This is a genomic window from Paenibacillus sp. SEL3, from assembly GCF_054602585.1.
Genome location: NZ_CM137725.1, coordinates 5,442,556 through 5,459,463, shown reverse-complemented (window position 1 = coordinate 5,459,463; position 16,908 = coordinate 5,442,556). Strand labels below are relative to the sequence as shown.

Here is a 16,908-nt window from a genome sequence, read left to right as displayed (position 1 = left end):
TACGTTCATAAAAATACCCCAACCTACTCCATTGTCAATTAGGGACAAACTTGATAAATAGTGATTGCTTTCTCCGTTCCGAACGGCGTTTTACTTGACTGATTATTTATGTATTAGAAAGTTTATCAAGAGTATGTCTATATTTTCGACTGCCTTCTTTATTCTGGGGTGTTATCATGACGATCATCATTTTTATTCATATAATCCTCCTCGTGCAAATCTTCGTTTATAAAATAAAAATGCTGACTGTACTGAACCACGACTTGTTCTAAACCAAACTTTTTACCAGCCAACAAATTCGCAATCCACGCACTCATATAGAGTGCGACTGGGTGCGCGACCCATCCCGTGCAGACATAGACATTTCAATCCACGCACTCATATAGAGTGCGACTCAATTGGCTAGGGATGCGACAACGGACGATGTAAAAATTTCAATCCACGCACTCATATAGAGTGCGACTATGTTGATTCTGTACTAGATAATTCGACTACTATTTCAATCCACGCACTCATATAGAGTGCGACTACGATTATCAACATCTATCTTTATGGCTACGATCCAATTTCAATCCACGCACTCATATAGAGTGCGACGTCAATGTTTGCGTAAGACGGAAGCACGAAAATATTTCAATCCACGCACTCATATAGAGTGCGACAGCGAAAATGGGTCAAATGCCCCCTATTTAAGTAACATTCTAGCGTTATTTTGGCAAAAACGCATCTAATATTACCTCATCCTCTTGCAATCGTTTAAAATTTGTTCACATTCGATATAATTCGACAAAATCTGAGGTGCGAATCTCTCAGAGAATTCATGTGAGCTTCACATTCGCACCTGAACAGACTCGCTTTTTGGCTTAGCAACAAATACCTGCCTGGACTTATTTCACCTCTGCCAGTTCTGCCACCTGTGAAGGAGGAAGCGCACATTCGAATATATTTAATTCATCGATAGCGCATTTAAAAGCAGGGTTCCACCAGTTAACTCCAAAGCTGAACGTTCGGGCTTTGGGTAAATACATCCGAAAATATCCACTACATTGATCAGAAAAATACCTTTATGTTTTCGAAAATCATAAAGGTATTTGTAAAATATTTTATGAAAACGTTCAGCAAAAGTTGAGTTATTAACCCTGTTCATCATACCGGCTGCATTACCCTCATAAACCTTCCCATCCGTTCCAGTGCCTTCTCCAAATCGACGAGCGAGGCTGCATATGAGCAGCGAATAAAGCCCTCTCCGCCTGATCCGAATACATGTCCCGGTACGACCGCCACCTTCGCTTCCTTCAGCATACGAAGTGCAAACTGCTCAGATGACATGCCAGTAGAAGTAATTGAAGGAAAGGCATAGAAAGCCCCTTCAGGCTCATGACAAGCAAGCCCGATTGCATTCAAGCCGGCCACAAACAGCTTGCGACGTTCGTTGTAGCTCGCCATCATCTCATCCTTGGCATCCAAGCCATGACGCAATGATTCCAGCGCGGCTATCTGTGCAATGGTGGGCGCACACATGGCTGTGTACTGGTGGATTTTCAGCATGCTGGCGATCAGCTCACGCGGACCGCACGCATAGCCTACCCGCCAGCCTGTCATCGCAAATGCTTTGGAAAAACCGCTGATAACAATCGTACGCTCCTTCATGCCCGGCAAAGAGGCGATACTGACATGCTTTCTCCCGTAAGTCAGTTCGGCATACACTTCATCCGAAACGACGACCAGATTATGTTTGATAATGAGCTCTGTAATCGGTAGCCAATCCTGCTCCGTCATAACTGTTCCTGTCGGATTACAGGGGTAATTGATCATTAAAACCTTTGAATAAGGTGTAATTGCCACTTGCAGCGCTTGCGGGGTCAGCTTGAATTGCTCCTCTGCCGTAGCCACTACCTCTATAATTTTACCACCATGCAGATGGGTAATGGGTTCATAGGCAATATAGCTTGGGGCTGGAATCAGCACCTCGTCACCTGGATCGATCACTGCTCGTAGCGCCAGGTCGACGGCTTCACTGCTCCCCACCGTCACGATCATTTCGTGCTCAGGATCATAGGAAAGCGCGAAGCTGCCGGAAAAATAAGCAGAGATCTCCTCCCGCAGCTCCATCAAGCCGGCATTCGAAGTATATTTCGTCTGTCCTTCACGCAATGCCTGAATGCAAGCTTCACGCACCTTTTCCGGTGTAACGAAATCAGGCTCTCCGACCCCAAGGGCGATTGTATCTCCTCCTGCTGCATTCAGATCAAAAAAAGCGCGAATTCCCGATGGCCGAATATCCCGTACACGCGAGGATAGAAACCGCCCTGCACCCTTTTCAATAAACATATTACGCCACCCCCCATTCCTGTTTCCGCTCATGGAGCGAACTGGCAATAATATGGTCCAGCAGCTGTGTAAAAGTTATACCCGCAGCTGCCGCACTTTTCGGAAGCAGGCTATTGGCGGTCATTCCCGGTAATGTGTTCACTTCCAGCACGTAAGGCCTATCCTGACACAAAATCATATCGACCCTTGCATAGACCTTGCATTGCAGCAGTCGGTAGCTGGCCAGTGCCGCCTCGCGCACACGATGCTCAATAACGGGAGGAAGCTCGATCACCTCCTCCTTAGCACCACCGACCTCATATTTAGCTTTGTAGTCGAACCACTTCGAACGAGCGGAGCTAATACCAATAATCGGCAATACCTCGCCGTCCACGATCGAGCAGGTAATCTCGGTCCCTTTATAATAGGGCTCAATCAAAATCGCTTGATCCAAGCTGCAAGCCTCCTGAACAGCCGGTAGCAGCTCCTTCTCATTCTGTACAAGCTGGATGCCGATGCTTGATCCCCCCGTATTCGGCTTCACAATAACCGGGTAGCCCAGACGCTCCACTACCTGCGGATCATAATCGTCCATCCCCTGCCAGTAAAGGCCTGAAGGCGTATGCACACCCGCTGCCTTCAACAGCATCTTGGACAACTGCTTATTCATGCATAAGCTGCTTGCCAGGACACCACTGCCTGTGTAGGGAATGCCCAGCGTCTCCAGCGCTCCCTGCACCGTGCCGTCCTCGCCATACTGACCATGCAGTGCCAGCAGCGCGATATCGATGCCGGCCTGCTGAACCTGCGTGATTAAATCCGCTCGCTGCTCGATCACCATTGGAACCACTTCATAACGGCTGCGATCCAAATGATTGATCATCTCTTGACCTGTCTGCAGAGAAATCTCACGCTCAGAGGAAATACCGCCCATAATAACGCCAATTTTCATCATGACACCTCATTTTTCTTCAAAATTATTATGTGGCTACGGATTGTTCTTCCGATCGCTGGTGCTTCTCCAGAACAACATTTCATCTCTATAGCTCTTTTCTTAATCCTTATGCCTTAGGAAAGTTACGCGCCTGTTTGCCGATTATTTGAATACCCCGTTCGATATTTTCATCCGTTACTCGTGAAAACCCAAGCCGCAATGTATTCATCCCTTCGCCTTCTTGAATAAAAAACCTGTCTCCCGGTGTAAAAATGACGCCCTGTTCTGTGCAAGCTTCTAGCAGCTGGCGTGTATTCACACCTGCCGGGAAGGTAAGGAACAAATGCAAGCCCCCGTCACCAGAAACCTGCGCCTCAGGAAGATGTGCTTCACAGCATGCCTTTGTCAGCTCATATTTGCGCTTATACTCTGTCCGTGCTTTCTTTACATGTTTATCGAAATTTCCGTTAAGCATATATTGGTATAAAATCGATTGATCGATTGTTGAGGTATGAATGGTGCGCGCACGCTTAATGCTTTCCAGAGTGTCAATCAGTGCTCGGTCTCCAAGCACCCAGCCTACTCGCAAGCCAGGGAACAGCACTTTGGAGAAGCTACCAATATAGATTACTCCGTTCCCTTGCCCTGCTGTCGCTATTAAGGGCGCAACATGCGCTCCCGAGTAGCGCAGCTCCTCATTGAATCCATCCTCGATCACCGGAATCTGATAGCGCATCATTAATTTCATAACAGCGCTGCGCTTTGCTGGCGACATGACGATGCCTGTCGGATTATGATAGGAAGGAGTCAAATAGGACAAATCGAAGCTATTGGTCTGCAGTACCTCCTCTAGCCGCTCCACATCAATACCGTCACGCTCCATCGGAATGCCAGTAATCTCAAATCCTTGCAACTTCAAATTTTTGATCGCTGTGTGATGGGTCGGATTTTCACAAATTGCTGCTCCGCGGCGTGCAGAAGGGCGTAAAGCCGACAGCACAATGTCAAAGCCTTCTGTAAACCCGCCTGTAATCAGCATATCCTTTCCAATTATATCGACGCCCTTGTTCTCCATATAATGCATAAGGTAATCAATCAGAGGCTTGTAGCCCTTGGCATAGCCGTAGTTGAGCAGCACCTGTCCTTCGATTGCCATCCGATCCATAAAAGCTCGCCTTACATCCCCCAGATCAAACAGCTGCTCATCGGGAGCGATGCTTGTGAACGAGATAGTTCCCTTTTGGGCACGAATGCCCTGCTTCATCATATCCAGATCAACAGCCGATACAGCATACTCGTTCATTCTTGCCTTCCAGTCGATCTCCCAGGTGGCAGAGCTGTCAGACCCTCCGTTATCTACATTCGACCGGCCCACCATGGCGGCCACATAACTACCCTTTCCGGGAATCGCATACGTAAACCCGTCATCCTCCAAGCCTTCATATGCTGCAATGACTGTATTGCGGCTCACCTTAAGCAGAACGCTCATTTCTCGTGTGGAAGGCAGCTTCTGATTTGCCTGAAGCGCCCCTTTTATAATTAAACGATTGACGTATTCTTTTACTTGTATCGAGACCGGGCGGTCACTGACGAGCTTGAAATCCTGGAACATCCTTCATCGCCTCCCCCTATAATGATGACATACAAGACGAGTGAAAAAAAAGAACCACCGCACTGGATTTTTCATCCTTCGGTGGTTCTTCCGCATTTTATCCCCTGTACGCCCTCATATTGTTGCCTCATTCCCCTGCATTCCTTGGCCGGGCCCGCGAGGGTCAGTAGTTTCAAACCTTCACCAAATTATAACACGGTGAGGGGATTGCATTGGGGAAAAGAAGAAAAAACAACTTACAATTAATGTTCAATATTCTGCCGGTCGACGAAAAAGCCACCCGCCTTGCGGTGGAGGAATATTTGGAGACAGTTCGGCAGTATCGTCAGATCGGTTCTGTTCGTCGGGAAGCAGCAACCACTTAGGCGTATTCATATAGAGAACATCAATCTACAAATGCTATCAGCAAGCAGACGGAGGAAATCGCCACATACAACGTGGACAAGGAGGCAGAACTGGAGGCGAAGGATAAGCTGCTGGAGCGGCAATGAGTAGATTGTCTAGTGTGCAGCGTGAGGTTATTATGCGGAGTTACTTGGATGATGAAGGTGAGTTTGATTTCATAGTTTGTGGAGATTTAGGCTTGGGCGACAGGACATTCCGCCGTATAAAGTCGGAAGCCCTTAATATTCTTGCCGCTGCCTTGAGAGTCGAAGTATATGAGGTGGGGTATGTAGAGAGGTTATATAGCTGAATTTATTGGTGTACGACTACTTATCTTTTTTTGGTTTCAGAATTGTGAAGAAGGATTCCGATTATGAGAACCAGTAAAATATAGGTAGTCTCATCACCTTTAATCACATGGATAGTAAACAGAGAGAGAATGAAAACCACGACATAAAACACTATGAGACTGATAAACATGTATAAATAGACCATGTTTATTACCTCCAACTTATTTAAAGGTACTGGGTGGAAATTATCCAGCACCTTATTCTTTTGTGAATTATTTTAGTAAGAAAGGCGTTCCCCGTTTTAATGAGAAACACCTTTTCAAAATACTTTATAATCTTTATTTTTTAATTTGGGGCTCTTCTAAACCGTTATTGTCTACTCCGGGTGGTTCAGCAGTAATCCCTTTTTCAAGTGTCGCCTCTACTTTGTCTTTACTGTTAGCAGCCTTCTCACTTTCAGGTCCAGAGTTCGTCCAAGTTTCACCGCCTAAAGCATCTGATTGCCACCAATAAAAATCACGATATACTAAATCTGCTGTCAAATAGAATAATACTTCATTATCTTTACCATTGATAGTCAGATCGTATTGAGAAATACCATTGCTGTCTTTAGCATCATTTAACGCCATTATCCACTGTTCAATTTTAGGAACCAGACTATTGATCTCGGAGACATCCGCTTTAATCACAATCTTTGCCAGCTTTCCACCAATAACGCTATCTGTAATATCTACCGATTTTACATCCATACCGTTTCCTTGAAGTTCACCATATACAGCTTCCAGGACCTTTGTCGACTCCAGGGAACCTTGGATTTTTTTCGAAAAGTCTGGGATATGAGTAACATCATTAGAAACTTCATCATAAATCGTTTTTCCATTTGCACCTTTAATAGCTAAATCAATATTTTTGATTTCATTGGTTCCGTTGACTCCACTCCGTACTTCATTTCGAACCGCGCGAATCGCTTTAATGTCATCAATTGTAGCTTTCCCAGAACTAGAAACTGATTTTGTTTCTACTTTTAAGTCCTCCTGTTGAGCACTAATGCTTGAAATGGATACTCCTTGCTGAGAAAGCTTGGTTTGGATAAGCTCAGTAGGACTCTCGGCAGAAATGGAATTTATATAAAAAGCCCCACTAAAAATGCCCAGTGCAGCCCCAACGATCAGCAACTTTTTATGTTTCATTATTACTTTCGACCTCCTTTAAAATTATTGGTTAATAGACTTTGTAATTTGAATTATCCGTTTTGCTGACATGATATGGACTATCGGCACGTGGGGCCGTATCATTTGCTTTCCACACACCATTTGTATTTTTGTATTGCACACCTGTAAATTGGAATGGTCCCATTTGGGTATTTGTAGAATGGGTTTCTGCATTCGCTTGTACATTATTATTTGTTCCTAAGCTCCAGCTCCCCTTATCATAACCTCCAATATATGCATGCCATTTACTGTCAGAACCATATTGAACCATATATTTTACAGATGAAGATAAAAGGTGAGTCCCTATTTCCTGCATGCCATAAGCTCCATTAACAGTATGTTCAACGTAAGTTGCAAATCCCGGATATCCTGAATAAAATCGGATACCTGTTTGAATCCAATCTCGACTTGGAGTGACATTTGTTACCCAAGCTGACTCACCGCTAGTACCAAGTGTAGGCAATTTACTCGGAGTTGTAATGGTAGCAGTCATACCCAAATACTGACTTCCGGGCTTCGTGACTCCAGCGTAATAACTCTCTGCATAAGTTGAACTAGAGCCAAAAAGGAAGAAAACTGTGCAAATAACAGAAAATAAAGATACCCACTTTTTCGTCATAATCTTTCCCTCATCCTCTCATGATATAGCGATAGGCTTCCCCTCATCTACATACAGGAGTTTGAATAAATTTGCACTTCCTTTCAATCTTAATTAGATTTGGAAAAAAAAGCCTTCTTAGATAATAGACTGATCATAGATGGAAAAAGTTGCGGAGAAAAAACACTTTTCACAGAAAATTTTTTTCGTGTCCTATATTTGTCCTTAAAGTGGCCTCTAAGTGGCCCGTCCCTGGACTTTTCATGTGGTAAATTTGTATCACGGAAAATCAAATGAGGAGCATGCCGCACAACATGGCAATCACGTGCAAACATCTTTAACTGATGATGAGAGCGGCTACCCGGTCGTTGAGGGCCAAGGCGATGTATATTATGCCTACGAGGATAAAACCTACATCAAGGGCAACAAAGGTGACGGCCAACTCATCCCAACACCGCCAGTGCTCAAACAGATCGCAGCAGAGCTCCTGTAATTCAGCAATATCCAGAGTCACTTCCCGAGTTATTCCGGGGCTTTACGGCACGTTCAGGCGGCAAGGAACCAGTTAACCAGCGGAAACAATAACAGCCTGGTCAGAACCCTTGCGCAGTTCAATTCCGCAACGTGTCTTCTATTCATTTCGATGGGAGCTGTACTTGTGAAATTTCAATCCACGCACTCACTCACATAGAGTGCGACTGAAACAATACTTATAGACCACCAGTTAGGCATATTTCAATCCACGCACTCACATGGAGTGCGACTATGTAAGAAATGATTTAGATACTGATTCCAAAAGATTTCAATCCACGCACTCACATGGAGTGCGACTCTAATTCACCTAATGCCGATCCAATTCGCAATGATTTCAATCCACGCACTCACATGGAGTGCGACCAATCTTGACCATTACTCTTACAACTGGCTTAGAATTTCAATCCACGCACTCACATGGAGTGCGACTACAATGTGGCTCTTTCTGCATGGACAGGTTTTTCATTTCAATCCACGCACTCACATGGAGTGCGACTTCGAGGTCATATTCATCAATGCAATATACTTTGCTATTTCAATCCACGCACTCACATGGAGTGCGACTAAGTTGATTCTGTGCTAGACAATTCGACTACCATTTCAATCCACGCACTCACATGGAGTGCGACGTTACATCCAACGTTATATTGGTGTGCTCAGCCAGTTATTTCAATCCACGCACTCACATGGAGTGCGACAGCGAAAATGCAGTAATTGATACCCTAATGATATCAATTCTACACATTGTCGCAAAAACTGATGCCAAAAAGGCTTTAATCAACCATTGACTTTTACTGATGGCAACTGATTCAATTGATTTTCGACAAATTCGAGGTGCGAAGGACCCGGGATTTTTATGTGAGCTTCACATTCGCACCTTACAAAATGAGTGGGCTTTCCATATCATAAGCTTCCTTTGCCCCTATATGCTCTACTTTCTTTTTGTAGTTATCTCCTAAGTTGTAGAAGCGCAAGCTGTCTTCTTTTGGGTCTATTAATTCTTCAAGTTCATACTTTAAGCTGCGGAACTGGGTCGAGTCCAAAATACATTCAAACACAGAATTTTGCACCCTTTGTCCGTGATCTACGCACTTTTTCGCAACCTTTGCCAGTCTTTTTCTACCTTCTCTGTCTACTGTGCTTACATCATACGTGATCAAAATGAGCAAATGTTCACACCTACTTCCACAAAAATGGAGGGTACTCGTCCAAATCTCCCCGAATATATCTAGCCAAGAGCAAAGCCTGTGAATAGGGCACCAGTCCCCAAGACATTTTCTCATTCAAATAAGGATGAATCATTTTTTCCTGTTTTCGTTCTTGCCATGCCTTCAATACGATTTTCCTCGTATCATCGTCCATCATCACAGCCCCGTTTTCTTTTTTGTAAAATCCTTTCCCATGAATCAATTTTTTGTTAATCAATGTAAGGACAAAACGGTCGGCATATACTCCTCGAAGCTCTTCCATCACATCCAGTGCCAAGGAGGCTCGCCCTGGACGATCTCGATGCAGAAAACCTACATAAGCATCCAGACCGACAGCTTCCAGTGCAGATTTCATATCGTTGGACAGCAGTGTATAGGCAAAAGATAATAGGGCATTCACATTATCTAGCGGCGGGCGCTTATGGCGCCCATGGAAGTAAAAATCATCTTTTTGCTGCAAGATCAGATCATCCCACACGGAATTGTACTGAACTGCCGCCGTCCCCTCCAAACCGCGTAATATGTCCAGTTCCTCCACTTCTCGGACTTGCTTCATGATCTTTGTCAAAGAAGCGGTCACCTTCTTCATGCGTTCCGTATCAATACGAAGTGGATAATCCCTCGTTGCCCGTTCCAAAATCCATTTATGGTTATATATTTTGCCTATAATCATATTTCTGGCTACAAGAGCACTTCTTCTATCATCATCGGAAATCCGGTACTGTTCTTTTCTCAGTACCACATTTCCCCGGCTTTCCCCGGTAACTCTCGCCAAGAAGCGTCCGCTTCGTGTCATAAAGGTTAGGTCTATATTGCGTGTTGCACAAGCTCCCATGAGGCCTGGACTGGCCCCTGAATAGCCAAAAGTGCAAACCGCCTCCAAATTGTGCAAAGGATACCGTGCAAGAATGGACTCTTCTTGTTTGATCACGATATTTTCCCCATCTAGTGACAAGTACGTATCTGGCATGGTCACAAATAATGTGTTTAGTAATTTTTTCATTCAGCTATCCTGCTTTCAATAAAGCTTGAAACTGATTTTTTATTCAGTATTTCGGGAACACATATGTTATGTAGTGAGCAGCTCAGGCAGTGTGGTCCCGCTTTGGCTTTAGGTGTATGATTTCGCTCAAAATAATGCCGCATTTCCTGCAAGCTTGTACGCACACGCTCTCGGTCAGCCGCCGTGATGATGACCTCTACACGGTGTTTGATCTCATCGTAATAAAAGTAGCCTTTTGAAATCTCACACACGAGCATTTCTTCAAGACACATCACTTGTGCGACCAATTGTGCATGATCCGAGTCATTTCGTTTCGGTTTGCCACGCTTGTATTCAACAGGAAAAGGAAGGTAGGTACCTTCCTCCCCCGCAAGCGGAACACCAAGGGGATCACATATGAACTCTACCACGTCACAGATTCCTGTAATTCCAAGCTCTCTGGAATGTACAGGTAACGCGCGTACGATGAGCTTATCCCCTCTTTTTTCACGAATCATGGGCTGATCTGCTTTCCTATGCAAATGATTGCCCTCAATCGTCCGCACGTTTTCTTCCCATTGCTGCTCAATATGAATAAGCGCCCACTGTCTTCTACAAAAATTAAAATGCTGTAAACCAGATAGCAGCAAATAATCTTCTTCGTTATAGCCCTGCATACTCTTGGACCTCTAAGCCTTCGAGCGGTGTTAATATACATTCATAATGTGTATCAAAAGATTTGTCGATTGCACTTACATTTTCTTTCGGTTTCACTTCCAAAGATCGGTGTACTTTAGCAGATGAGTATTTTCCAAGTTTGGACTTGTGCTCCCACCAATAGACTTTATGAACCTCCATACTACCGTCAGGACGGGCGGATGAAACATCATTTTCAAACAACGAAATCAGCGCATCCTTGATCTTTCCAGCATCTTCGTTGGTAAATCCTGTTTTTTCTGCTAGTTGTGTATTGATGCTTCCTTTGAAAAGGTACACGCCGAAATCCACCCGATGCTTCATCCCCATCGTATCGGAACCTCTTTCTTTCCCTGGTTCGGAGTTTACACTTTTTGTAATTTGCATACTTGTAATATCAATAGGATCTATACTGGTTGCCGTATGTATAGATACAGGACCTCTTACTCCAACGGACACTCCTGCTCCCTTACTCGCCGCCTTGAACGCAAATACTTGACCGAAGCTACGAACATCTATCCATTCCTGACAGGCAATTTTAGCAAATTCATCACTTGAACCTTCCTTGCCCTTGAAGAATTTTTCCAATTCAGGATTGGCATCTGCACGTTCTCTTAAACTATTAAAAGCATCCGATTTCCGATCATTCGATTGAACAAAAATAGACTCTCCTATATCTTGCAGACGATTTCTCAATTTCCGTTTCAGAGCCACATCTGAAATCTCACCATAACCATCGTAATTTTGCCGCGGACGATTGCCATTCAGGGGATCGCCATTGGGATTTGCTCTAGTAACCGACAAAACAACTGCAAAATCAATTTTGTGATCCAACACGGACATATGATTACTCTCCTTTAATGTACCTACATATTTTTAAAGTTACTTAGGATTCCTGCTGTTCATTCATGTCTAAGGTGTTGTTCTCTTTGTTGTCGTTATTGCTCTCAAGATCTTTTTTATGATTATTATGGTAGATTTCATAGCGTTGGCTACTGAGTCCTAACAAGTATTTCCCGGTCAATGGTTTATTGTTGAATTCGTTGAAGGGGATTTTGTGAAGCACTTCATCAATCATATTGGAATAATAGCTTAAGCGTTTACCAAGTCTGGCCTGATGTGGCTGCAAGGCATTCTGAATGGTCCTCCAGGTTCTTTCTGGATGTTGTGAGAATGCATTCATATATCGGATTGCATTTGTAGATCGTTTCTCATCCTTGTCTAATGCGCTTCGTTCCATCACATCTGCTATCGCCAACAGTCTGCCAAATAAATAACTGCGATCCATATTTTCTTTATCTAATGCCACATTGTATCCCTCCCGTTGGTTAACCAAAGCACATGTCACGCTCAGTGTTTTCTCCCATTCCCACTTGTCCATGGATACCGGGTTAGAGGCGCGGTTAATAGCACTCCTCACAATATCCTGAGGAATGTTTTGACCATCTACTATACAGGGGAGCATTCGTTCCATCAAACCCTTAACGAGTTTATCATTAGCCTTTGAACCGTATGCTGCAAAAGCAATATCTTTCGTTGCTGGAGCACCCCAAAATTGTAAATATTCACCCTGCTCATCCTTCTGATAGCGATGAAGCCATACACAGGTGGAATGCCAGTGAATAAGCTTTTCAAAATACAATTTTTTATCCAAATTACGATAATAGATCACAGCCATCCGCCCTGTTGTTGCTGAGTCAAGTACAAGAATATTGACTTTTGCTTTGGAATTAGATTTGACAGCTAGTGTATTGGCATAACCCGTTAACGCTTTGGCTAATTCAAAAGCAAACTCTTCGTTTGTATGACTTTTTATTTCTTTAGCCTTGGATGGCAAGCCCATTGCAAAGATATTATCATTTTCGGTAAAATTCAGAATACTCGGTTCATCATTTCCCCACACTAGGAAAACACGTTGCTCCATGACTTTACCTTGACGATTAATGAGCCATTTTAAGGCATTATGAGCCTTTTGAGATACTTCATAACTGATACTTGCAGCTTCATGACTGTGGGCAAATCGTCCTCTGAACGTGAATCCACTCGTATCATTGGCGGAAATCAACTTCGCCTTATCCCCGGAATTTCTGATTTTATTGGCATGCTTGTCTGTGCTAGGGAGCTGCTTTCCAGTAACATAGCAAATGTCTTCTTCTCCCAGCAACTGGCTATAGTAACCAACAAATGAATCATACATTTCTTTATCTTCCCAAACTTTAGCTAAAACTTTATCTGGAGAGTACACATTAAAACGAATGAATACGCTCTCTTGTTCACCAGGAACCGCTTTAAATATAGGTGGTTTTTCCCCATGTATAGGTTCGTACTTCTTGTCCCATGTACTTATTAATTTCTGATCCACATCAAGATATAAAATTGCCTCGTCTACTAAGTCTTTAATCAGGCGGCGCTTGCTTAAGTAACGATATATGCTTTTCACCTTTGAAGTGGCATAATCTGAAGTAGCCCAGCCTTCTAACTGCTGAATATAAGCAGAAAATGGTTCTTCTTTTTTTATTTTTCCACCATATGCTACAAAATCTCCGGCAACATAGCTTAATTTATCATGCAGCGGATAAGGTGATATGACAGAGCCGGCTCTACTGGCGGACTTTTCAGTAGAAGGAATCAATGTACTAAACTCATTTTTATCCAATATCCTGGCTGAATGAAAATCACCTTGTTCTGTAACTTCGACTTCGATCTGCGCATTTTGGGTCGTGTGGGAAATAGGCAACAATGTATATTCACGATCATTATATTTCTTCTCAATCACACCAACACGGTCAAGATTAGATTCATACGTTTCATATAAATTTAGCAACCAGCTCATTTAATTCACCCACCCTTCCCATTGCGCAAGCAACTCATCAGCGGATTGAACGTTATTTTCATCAAACCGTTTAGGTTGCATATTCGCTATTGTGCGAACTTGTGTGCATTCCTCCGGTCGAATAAAATCAATGACTCCGTCCTTCATTACTGGATTCCACAAACGGACTTCCATATGATCCCTGCCTGTCTCATCTGGATAGTTAATTCCATGTACCATATTACCTAAATGAATGTCACCATAGTTATCGTAAAAACCTGCTTCTATACCAAATTCACAAGGCTCTACATAAGCTTGGCATTCTCGTGTACCTAGGAAAATATCTCTACGCCCACCAGCAAGTAATGATCGCTTGAGAATGTTATGATGCTTATTCTCATTACGGTCATATTCCATCTCGGGGCGATGCGGATTAAATTCAAAATGAGCCTGAACCTCATAACAGGGATCTTTCAAGTAAGTATAATTAGCAAGGGTATTACCACCGCCATATTCGATGGGGCGAACGCCTTTGGATTCCATCCGAATAGCATGAAGAACACGAACTTTGTCTACTACCATCATAATCGTAGGCTTCCAATAAATACTTTCGACAATACCTTTTAACGCCTGATATGTTGGAACACTATAAGTTAATTTCTCACCACCAAGTTTGGTTAGTGGATCTGTGAACAGTGCATAATCTCCATAAACTTTAAATTCGATCGCATTTCTCAACTAGCATTTACCTCCTTTCTATGACTATTTTTTCTAAACACAGTACCAGAATATTACTTTTGGCAGGGTCAGTCAATGTAGAATATAAGTCCCTAGTCCCAATCAAAGAGTTTTTAAAGGATAAATCCACTAAGCAGACTGTCATTTTCAAGATTGAGGCCATAACAGTCATCGTAAGCTCCATCGGTTAGTGCATATATTTTTCCATCCAAAAAAGAAACTAACCCCTTATTTTGATCTAATCGGTCTTTCTCATACTTAAATATATTAATAGTGAATTGTTGTGCCCTGCGTAACAAATCGGTAAGGTCTTCTATGCTTTGCTGTCCATTTAGGTCCGCGATGATCTCCTTTCCTTCTTTTTCTCCATCCCCATAAGGAACAATTACCGCGGTAGTATGATCCTCAATGACTTGAAAATGGTCCGCTGCCGTCCTATAGCTATTCGCTAAGAATAAGGGAAGAATCGTCTCATTTTCTTTGCAATAAGATTGAAAATAAGTATTTTCTATACGATTGCCATATAATAGCTCAGTCATATTTTTTCTCAATTTAGGAATAAAATAATTTAAGTCGGTCTTTAACTCGGAATAATATTTTTGAAAATATATTTCCATGGACTGAGCTGATAATACGTTTCCGCCTAAGCAAGTTTTATTACGTTTTAAGTCAATGAACATTTTTCTGGAAATCTCTTTACCTATTCTGATTTCTTTTAATCGCTTGAGATCTTCTTCTTCATGATCAATGACATATACTTGCTTCATTCTATCTTCTCCGTGGCGATTACATCTGCCCGCCGCCTGAGCAATGGAATCCAAACCAGCCAAGGACCGAATGACACACTTAAAACTGATATCCACTCCCGCTTCAATTAATTGTGTACTGATGCAAACGACAGGCTCTTTATGTTGCAGGTGATTTTTAACTTCCTCCAATATGGAATTGCGATGAGCTGGACACATGGATGTACTTAAATGGTAGATCGGGGCTGTACCACTTCCTTCTTTTAATCTGTGATATAGGTTTTTCACCACCGTTTTTGTATTTAAAATAACGAGCACGCTTTGTTCATCAGCAAGTCTTTCCTCAACAAAGTCGGTAAGTTTCTCCGTATTAAATTTCATATCCGTTGCTTTATCCACAATTTCAACCCGCTTAAACGCTTCTATAACATGGTTCAGGTCATGCACCATTTCTGCATCTGGTTCAATTTCTAGCTTGTTATGTACAAAATCTAATTCGGGTTGTGTAGCCGTGCAGAGAACAATACTTGAATGAGCATATGTTTTCAAAAAATTTACTGCTTGATTAAATAATGAAATACAGTGAGTAGGGACTTTTTGTACTTCGTCAAAAATAATGACAGACTCGCTTAAATTGTGAAGTCTACGAATATTTCTACTGCCACCAGCATAAAAAACATTTAAAAATTGCACCATTGTGGTGAAAATGATCGGCGAATCCCAATTGTCCTTAGCCAGCTTTAATTTTTGACGCGTACTCACAACTACATCTTCAAGCTCATTACTCTCTCCCTCTTCTACATCGTCCATGGCTACATTAGAGTGATGTTCCAGAACATTCGCATCGTCCACTATTATTTTGCGAACCTCTCGGGCATTTTGTTCAATAATGGTCGTAAATGGAACGACATAAATAATATGTTTCTTCTTATATGTTACAGCATGTTTTAAGGCATAACGAAAGCTGGCGAGCGTCTTTCCACCGCCTGTGGGGATCGAGAGCGTATGTATTCCAGAGGGCCTTTCTGCAAACTGTTCGCATTGTTCGGACATTTCTTTTCGAAGTAGATTAATAGGTGTATTGGCATCCTTGGCTGCTTGTAGGGATTTGATGTGCATCATTAATTTTTCGTAATACCCATGAAACAACTTTTGATGATTCATGGCTTCAACTGCGATCTTATCGCCTGTGTTCTTATTTTCTTCAAAGCAGCGAGTATTGGTTCGATCTGCATCTATCAAAGCGCTAAACACAAACTTGGATAAATACATCAATTTGAGTTCAAAATCTGCCCCATCATCTCGGTTCATATATTGATCCAACTCAGCCTTTGCTTGATTCACATAATCAAAAAATGTAGATTTCTCCATGACCTGCTTATAGAAAAGCGCTACTGCATCTTCAAATCCCGCTATCTCTAGGTCACGCACCCGATACAAAAATTTTGATTCAAGCTGTGGGTTTAGAAAATCCTGCAAATAAGAATGGTGAGAAATAATAGCGTTTGCTACAACTTCAGTCAATATATATTTGATAAATAAATCCTGTTTATCGAATGTGCCTTGAGGTTGAATGTGAAAAAGATTAAATAATAACTTTCCACCCGCACTAGAATGATCTACACTTCCTCGCTTCGGTGGATTGTCAGGATTTTGTACCGCCAAACGTATGTAATTTTGAAACTTTTCCGTGTACTTCCCCAAGTCATGAAGCATGCCAGCGAGTCCGGTGATATGTCGAATACCTATTTTGTCTCCATAGGTTTCTGCTAATTGTCGGGTTTCCAATAGATGTTCGGCAACCGTTTGAATCTCTTGGTCGCTTTCCCGTATGTGGGCGATATATTGCATTT

15 protein-coding genes and 2 CRISPR repeat arrays are annotated in these 16,908 nt (G+C 42.6%); of the genes, 3 read left to right on the top strand and 12 right to left on the bottom strand.

Annotated elements, in window-relative coordinates; genetic code table 11:
* Positions 1-297: 297 nt before the first annotated feature.
* A CRISPR array of direct repeats spans positions 298-662; the repeat unit is 32 nt; unit sequence ATTTCAATCCACGCACTCATATAGAGTGCGAC.
* Positions 663-1,146: 484 nt separating this feature from the next.
* From ACYCS5_RS25265 to ACYCS5_RS25255, 3 genes are all read right to left on the bottom strand, one after another.
* Positions 1,147-2,331, bottom strand: coding sequence for an aminotransferase class I/II-fold pyridoxal phosphate-dependent enzyme (locus ACYCS5_RS25265; protein WP_459760277.1), 1,185 nt, complete (start codon positions 2,329-2,331; stop codon positions 1,147-1,149).
* 1 nt (position 2,332) lies between these two features.
* A complete protein-coding gene (locus ACYCS5_RS25260; protein WP_340887084.1) occupies positions 2,333-3,262 on the bottom strand; it encodes a D-alanine--D-alanine ligase in 930 nt (309 codons plus the stop codon).
* 109 nt (positions 3,263-3,371) lie between these two features.
* Positions 3,372-4,856 carry an aminotransferase-like domain-containing protein gene (locus ACYCS5_RS25255; RefSeq protein ID WP_459760276.1) on the bottom strand — a complete coding sequence of 495 codons (1,485 nt, stop codon included), beginning with the start codon at positions 4,854-4,856 and terminating at the stop codon, positions 3,372-3,374.
* 212 nt (positions 4,857-5,068) lie between these two features.
* On the opposite strand from ACYCS5_RS25255, the gene ACYCS5_RS25250 reads away from it, so the two are divergent.
* Together ACYCS5_RS25250 and ACYCS5_RS25245 are read left to right on the top strand one after the other, a co-directional pair.
* Entirely contained in the window at positions 5,069-5,221 is a 153-nt protein-coding gene (locus ACYCS5_RS25250) for a hypothetical protein (RefSeq protein ID WP_459760275.1), read from the top strand.
* A 122-nt stretch (positions 5,222-5,343) separates the two neighbouring features.
* Positions 5,344-5,550 carry an ArpU family phage packaging/lysis transcriptional regulator gene (locus ACYCS5_RS25245; protein WP_459760274.1) on the top strand — a complete coding sequence of 69 codons (207 nt, stop codon included), beginning with the start codon at positions 5,344-5,346 and terminating at the stop codon, positions 5,548-5,550.
* A gap of 318 nt (positions 5,551-5,868) precedes the next feature.
* On the opposite strand, the gene ACYCS5_RS25240 is transcribed toward ACYCS5_RS25245, so the two are convergent.
* Together ACYCS5_RS25240 and ACYCS5_RS25235 are read right to left on the bottom strand one after the other, a co-directional pair.
* Positions 5,869-6,720 (bottom strand): ubiquitin family protein, encoded by an 852-nt coding sequence (locus tag ACYCS5_RS25240; protein WP_340885128.1) that lies wholly within the window; start codon positions 6,718-6,720, stop codon positions 5,869-5,871.
* Positions 6,721-6,751: 31 nt separating this feature from the next.
* Positions 6,752-7,360, bottom strand: coding sequence for a hypothetical protein (locus ACYCS5_RS25235; RefSeq protein ID WP_165147449.1), 609 nt, complete (start codon positions 7,358-7,360; stop codon positions 6,752-6,754).
* Between the two features lie 220 nt (positions 7,361-7,580).
* Between ACYCS5_RS25235 and ACYCS5_RS25230 the strand changes: the two genes are divergently transcribed.
* Positions 7,581-7,832, top strand: coding sequence for a hypothetical protein (locus ACYCS5_RS25230; protein WP_165147452.1), 252 nt, complete (start codon positions 7,581-7,583; stop codon positions 7,830-7,832).
* 239 nt (positions 7,833-8,071) lie between these two features.
* Positions 8,072-8,571: direct repeats of the CRISPR family, unit length 32 nt; unit sequence ATTTCAATCCACGCACTCACATGGAGTGCGAC.
* 180 nt (positions 8,572-8,751) lie between these two features.
* Here the strand turns inward: ACYCS5_RS25230 and cas2 are convergent.
* The 7 genes from cas2 to cas3 all read right to left on the bottom strand — a co-directional run bounded on the left by cas2 (position 8,752) and on the right by cas3 (position 16,906).
* The gene (cas2, locus tag ACYCS5_RS25225; protein WP_023988276.1) at positions 8,752-9,042 is read right to left on the bottom strand and encodes a CRISPR-associated endonuclease Cas2; all 291 of its coding nucleotides are present in this window, start codon (positions 9,040-9,042) and stop codon (positions 8,752-8,754) included.
* 10 nt (positions 9,043-9,052) lie between these two features.
* On the bottom strand, positions 9,053-10,084 hold the full coding sequence (gene cas1c / locus ACYCS5_RS25220; RefSeq protein WP_165147455.1) for a type I-C CRISPR-associated endonuclease Cas1c: 1,032 nt from the start codon (positions 10,082-10,084) through the stop codon (positions 9,053-9,055).
* Positions 10,081-10,740, bottom strand: a complete 660-nt coding sequence (gene cas4 / locus ACYCS5_RS25215) for a CRISPR-associated protein Cas4 (RefSeq protein WP_076264226.1) — start codon at positions 10,738-10,740, stop codon at positions 10,081-10,083. Before cas4 ends, cas1c begins: the two co-directional genes overlap by 4 nt.
* Positions 10,727-11,602, bottom strand: coding sequence for a type I-C CRISPR-associated protein Cas7/Csd2 (gene cas7c / locus ACYCS5_RS25210; RefSeq protein ID WP_165147458.1), 876 nt, complete (start codon positions 11,600-11,602; stop codon positions 10,727-10,729). Before cas7c ends, cas4 begins: the two co-directional genes overlap by 14 nt.
* A gap of 43 nt (positions 11,603-11,645) precedes the next feature.
* Complete coding sequence (gene cas8c / locus ACYCS5_RS25205; RefSeq protein ID WP_459760273.1) at positions 11,646-13,592, bottom strand: type I-C CRISPR-associated protein Cas8c/Csd1; 1,947 nt, start codon at positions 13,590-13,592, stop codon at positions 11,646-11,648.
* Positions 13,593-14,309, bottom strand: coding sequence for a type I-C CRISPR-associated protein Cas5c (gene cas5c / locus ACYCS5_RS25200; RefSeq protein WP_459760272.1), 717 nt, complete (start codon positions 14,307-14,309; stop codon positions 13,593-13,595).
* 113 nt (positions 14,310-14,422) lie between these two features.
* Positions 14,423-16,906 carry a CRISPR-associated helicase Cas3' gene (gene cas3 / locus ACYCS5_RS25195; protein WP_459760271.1) on the bottom strand — a complete coding sequence of 828 codons (2,484 nt, stop codon included), beginning with the start codon at positions 16,904-16,906 and terminating at the stop codon, positions 14,423-14,425.
* Positions 16,907-16,908: the final 2 nt, after the last annotated feature.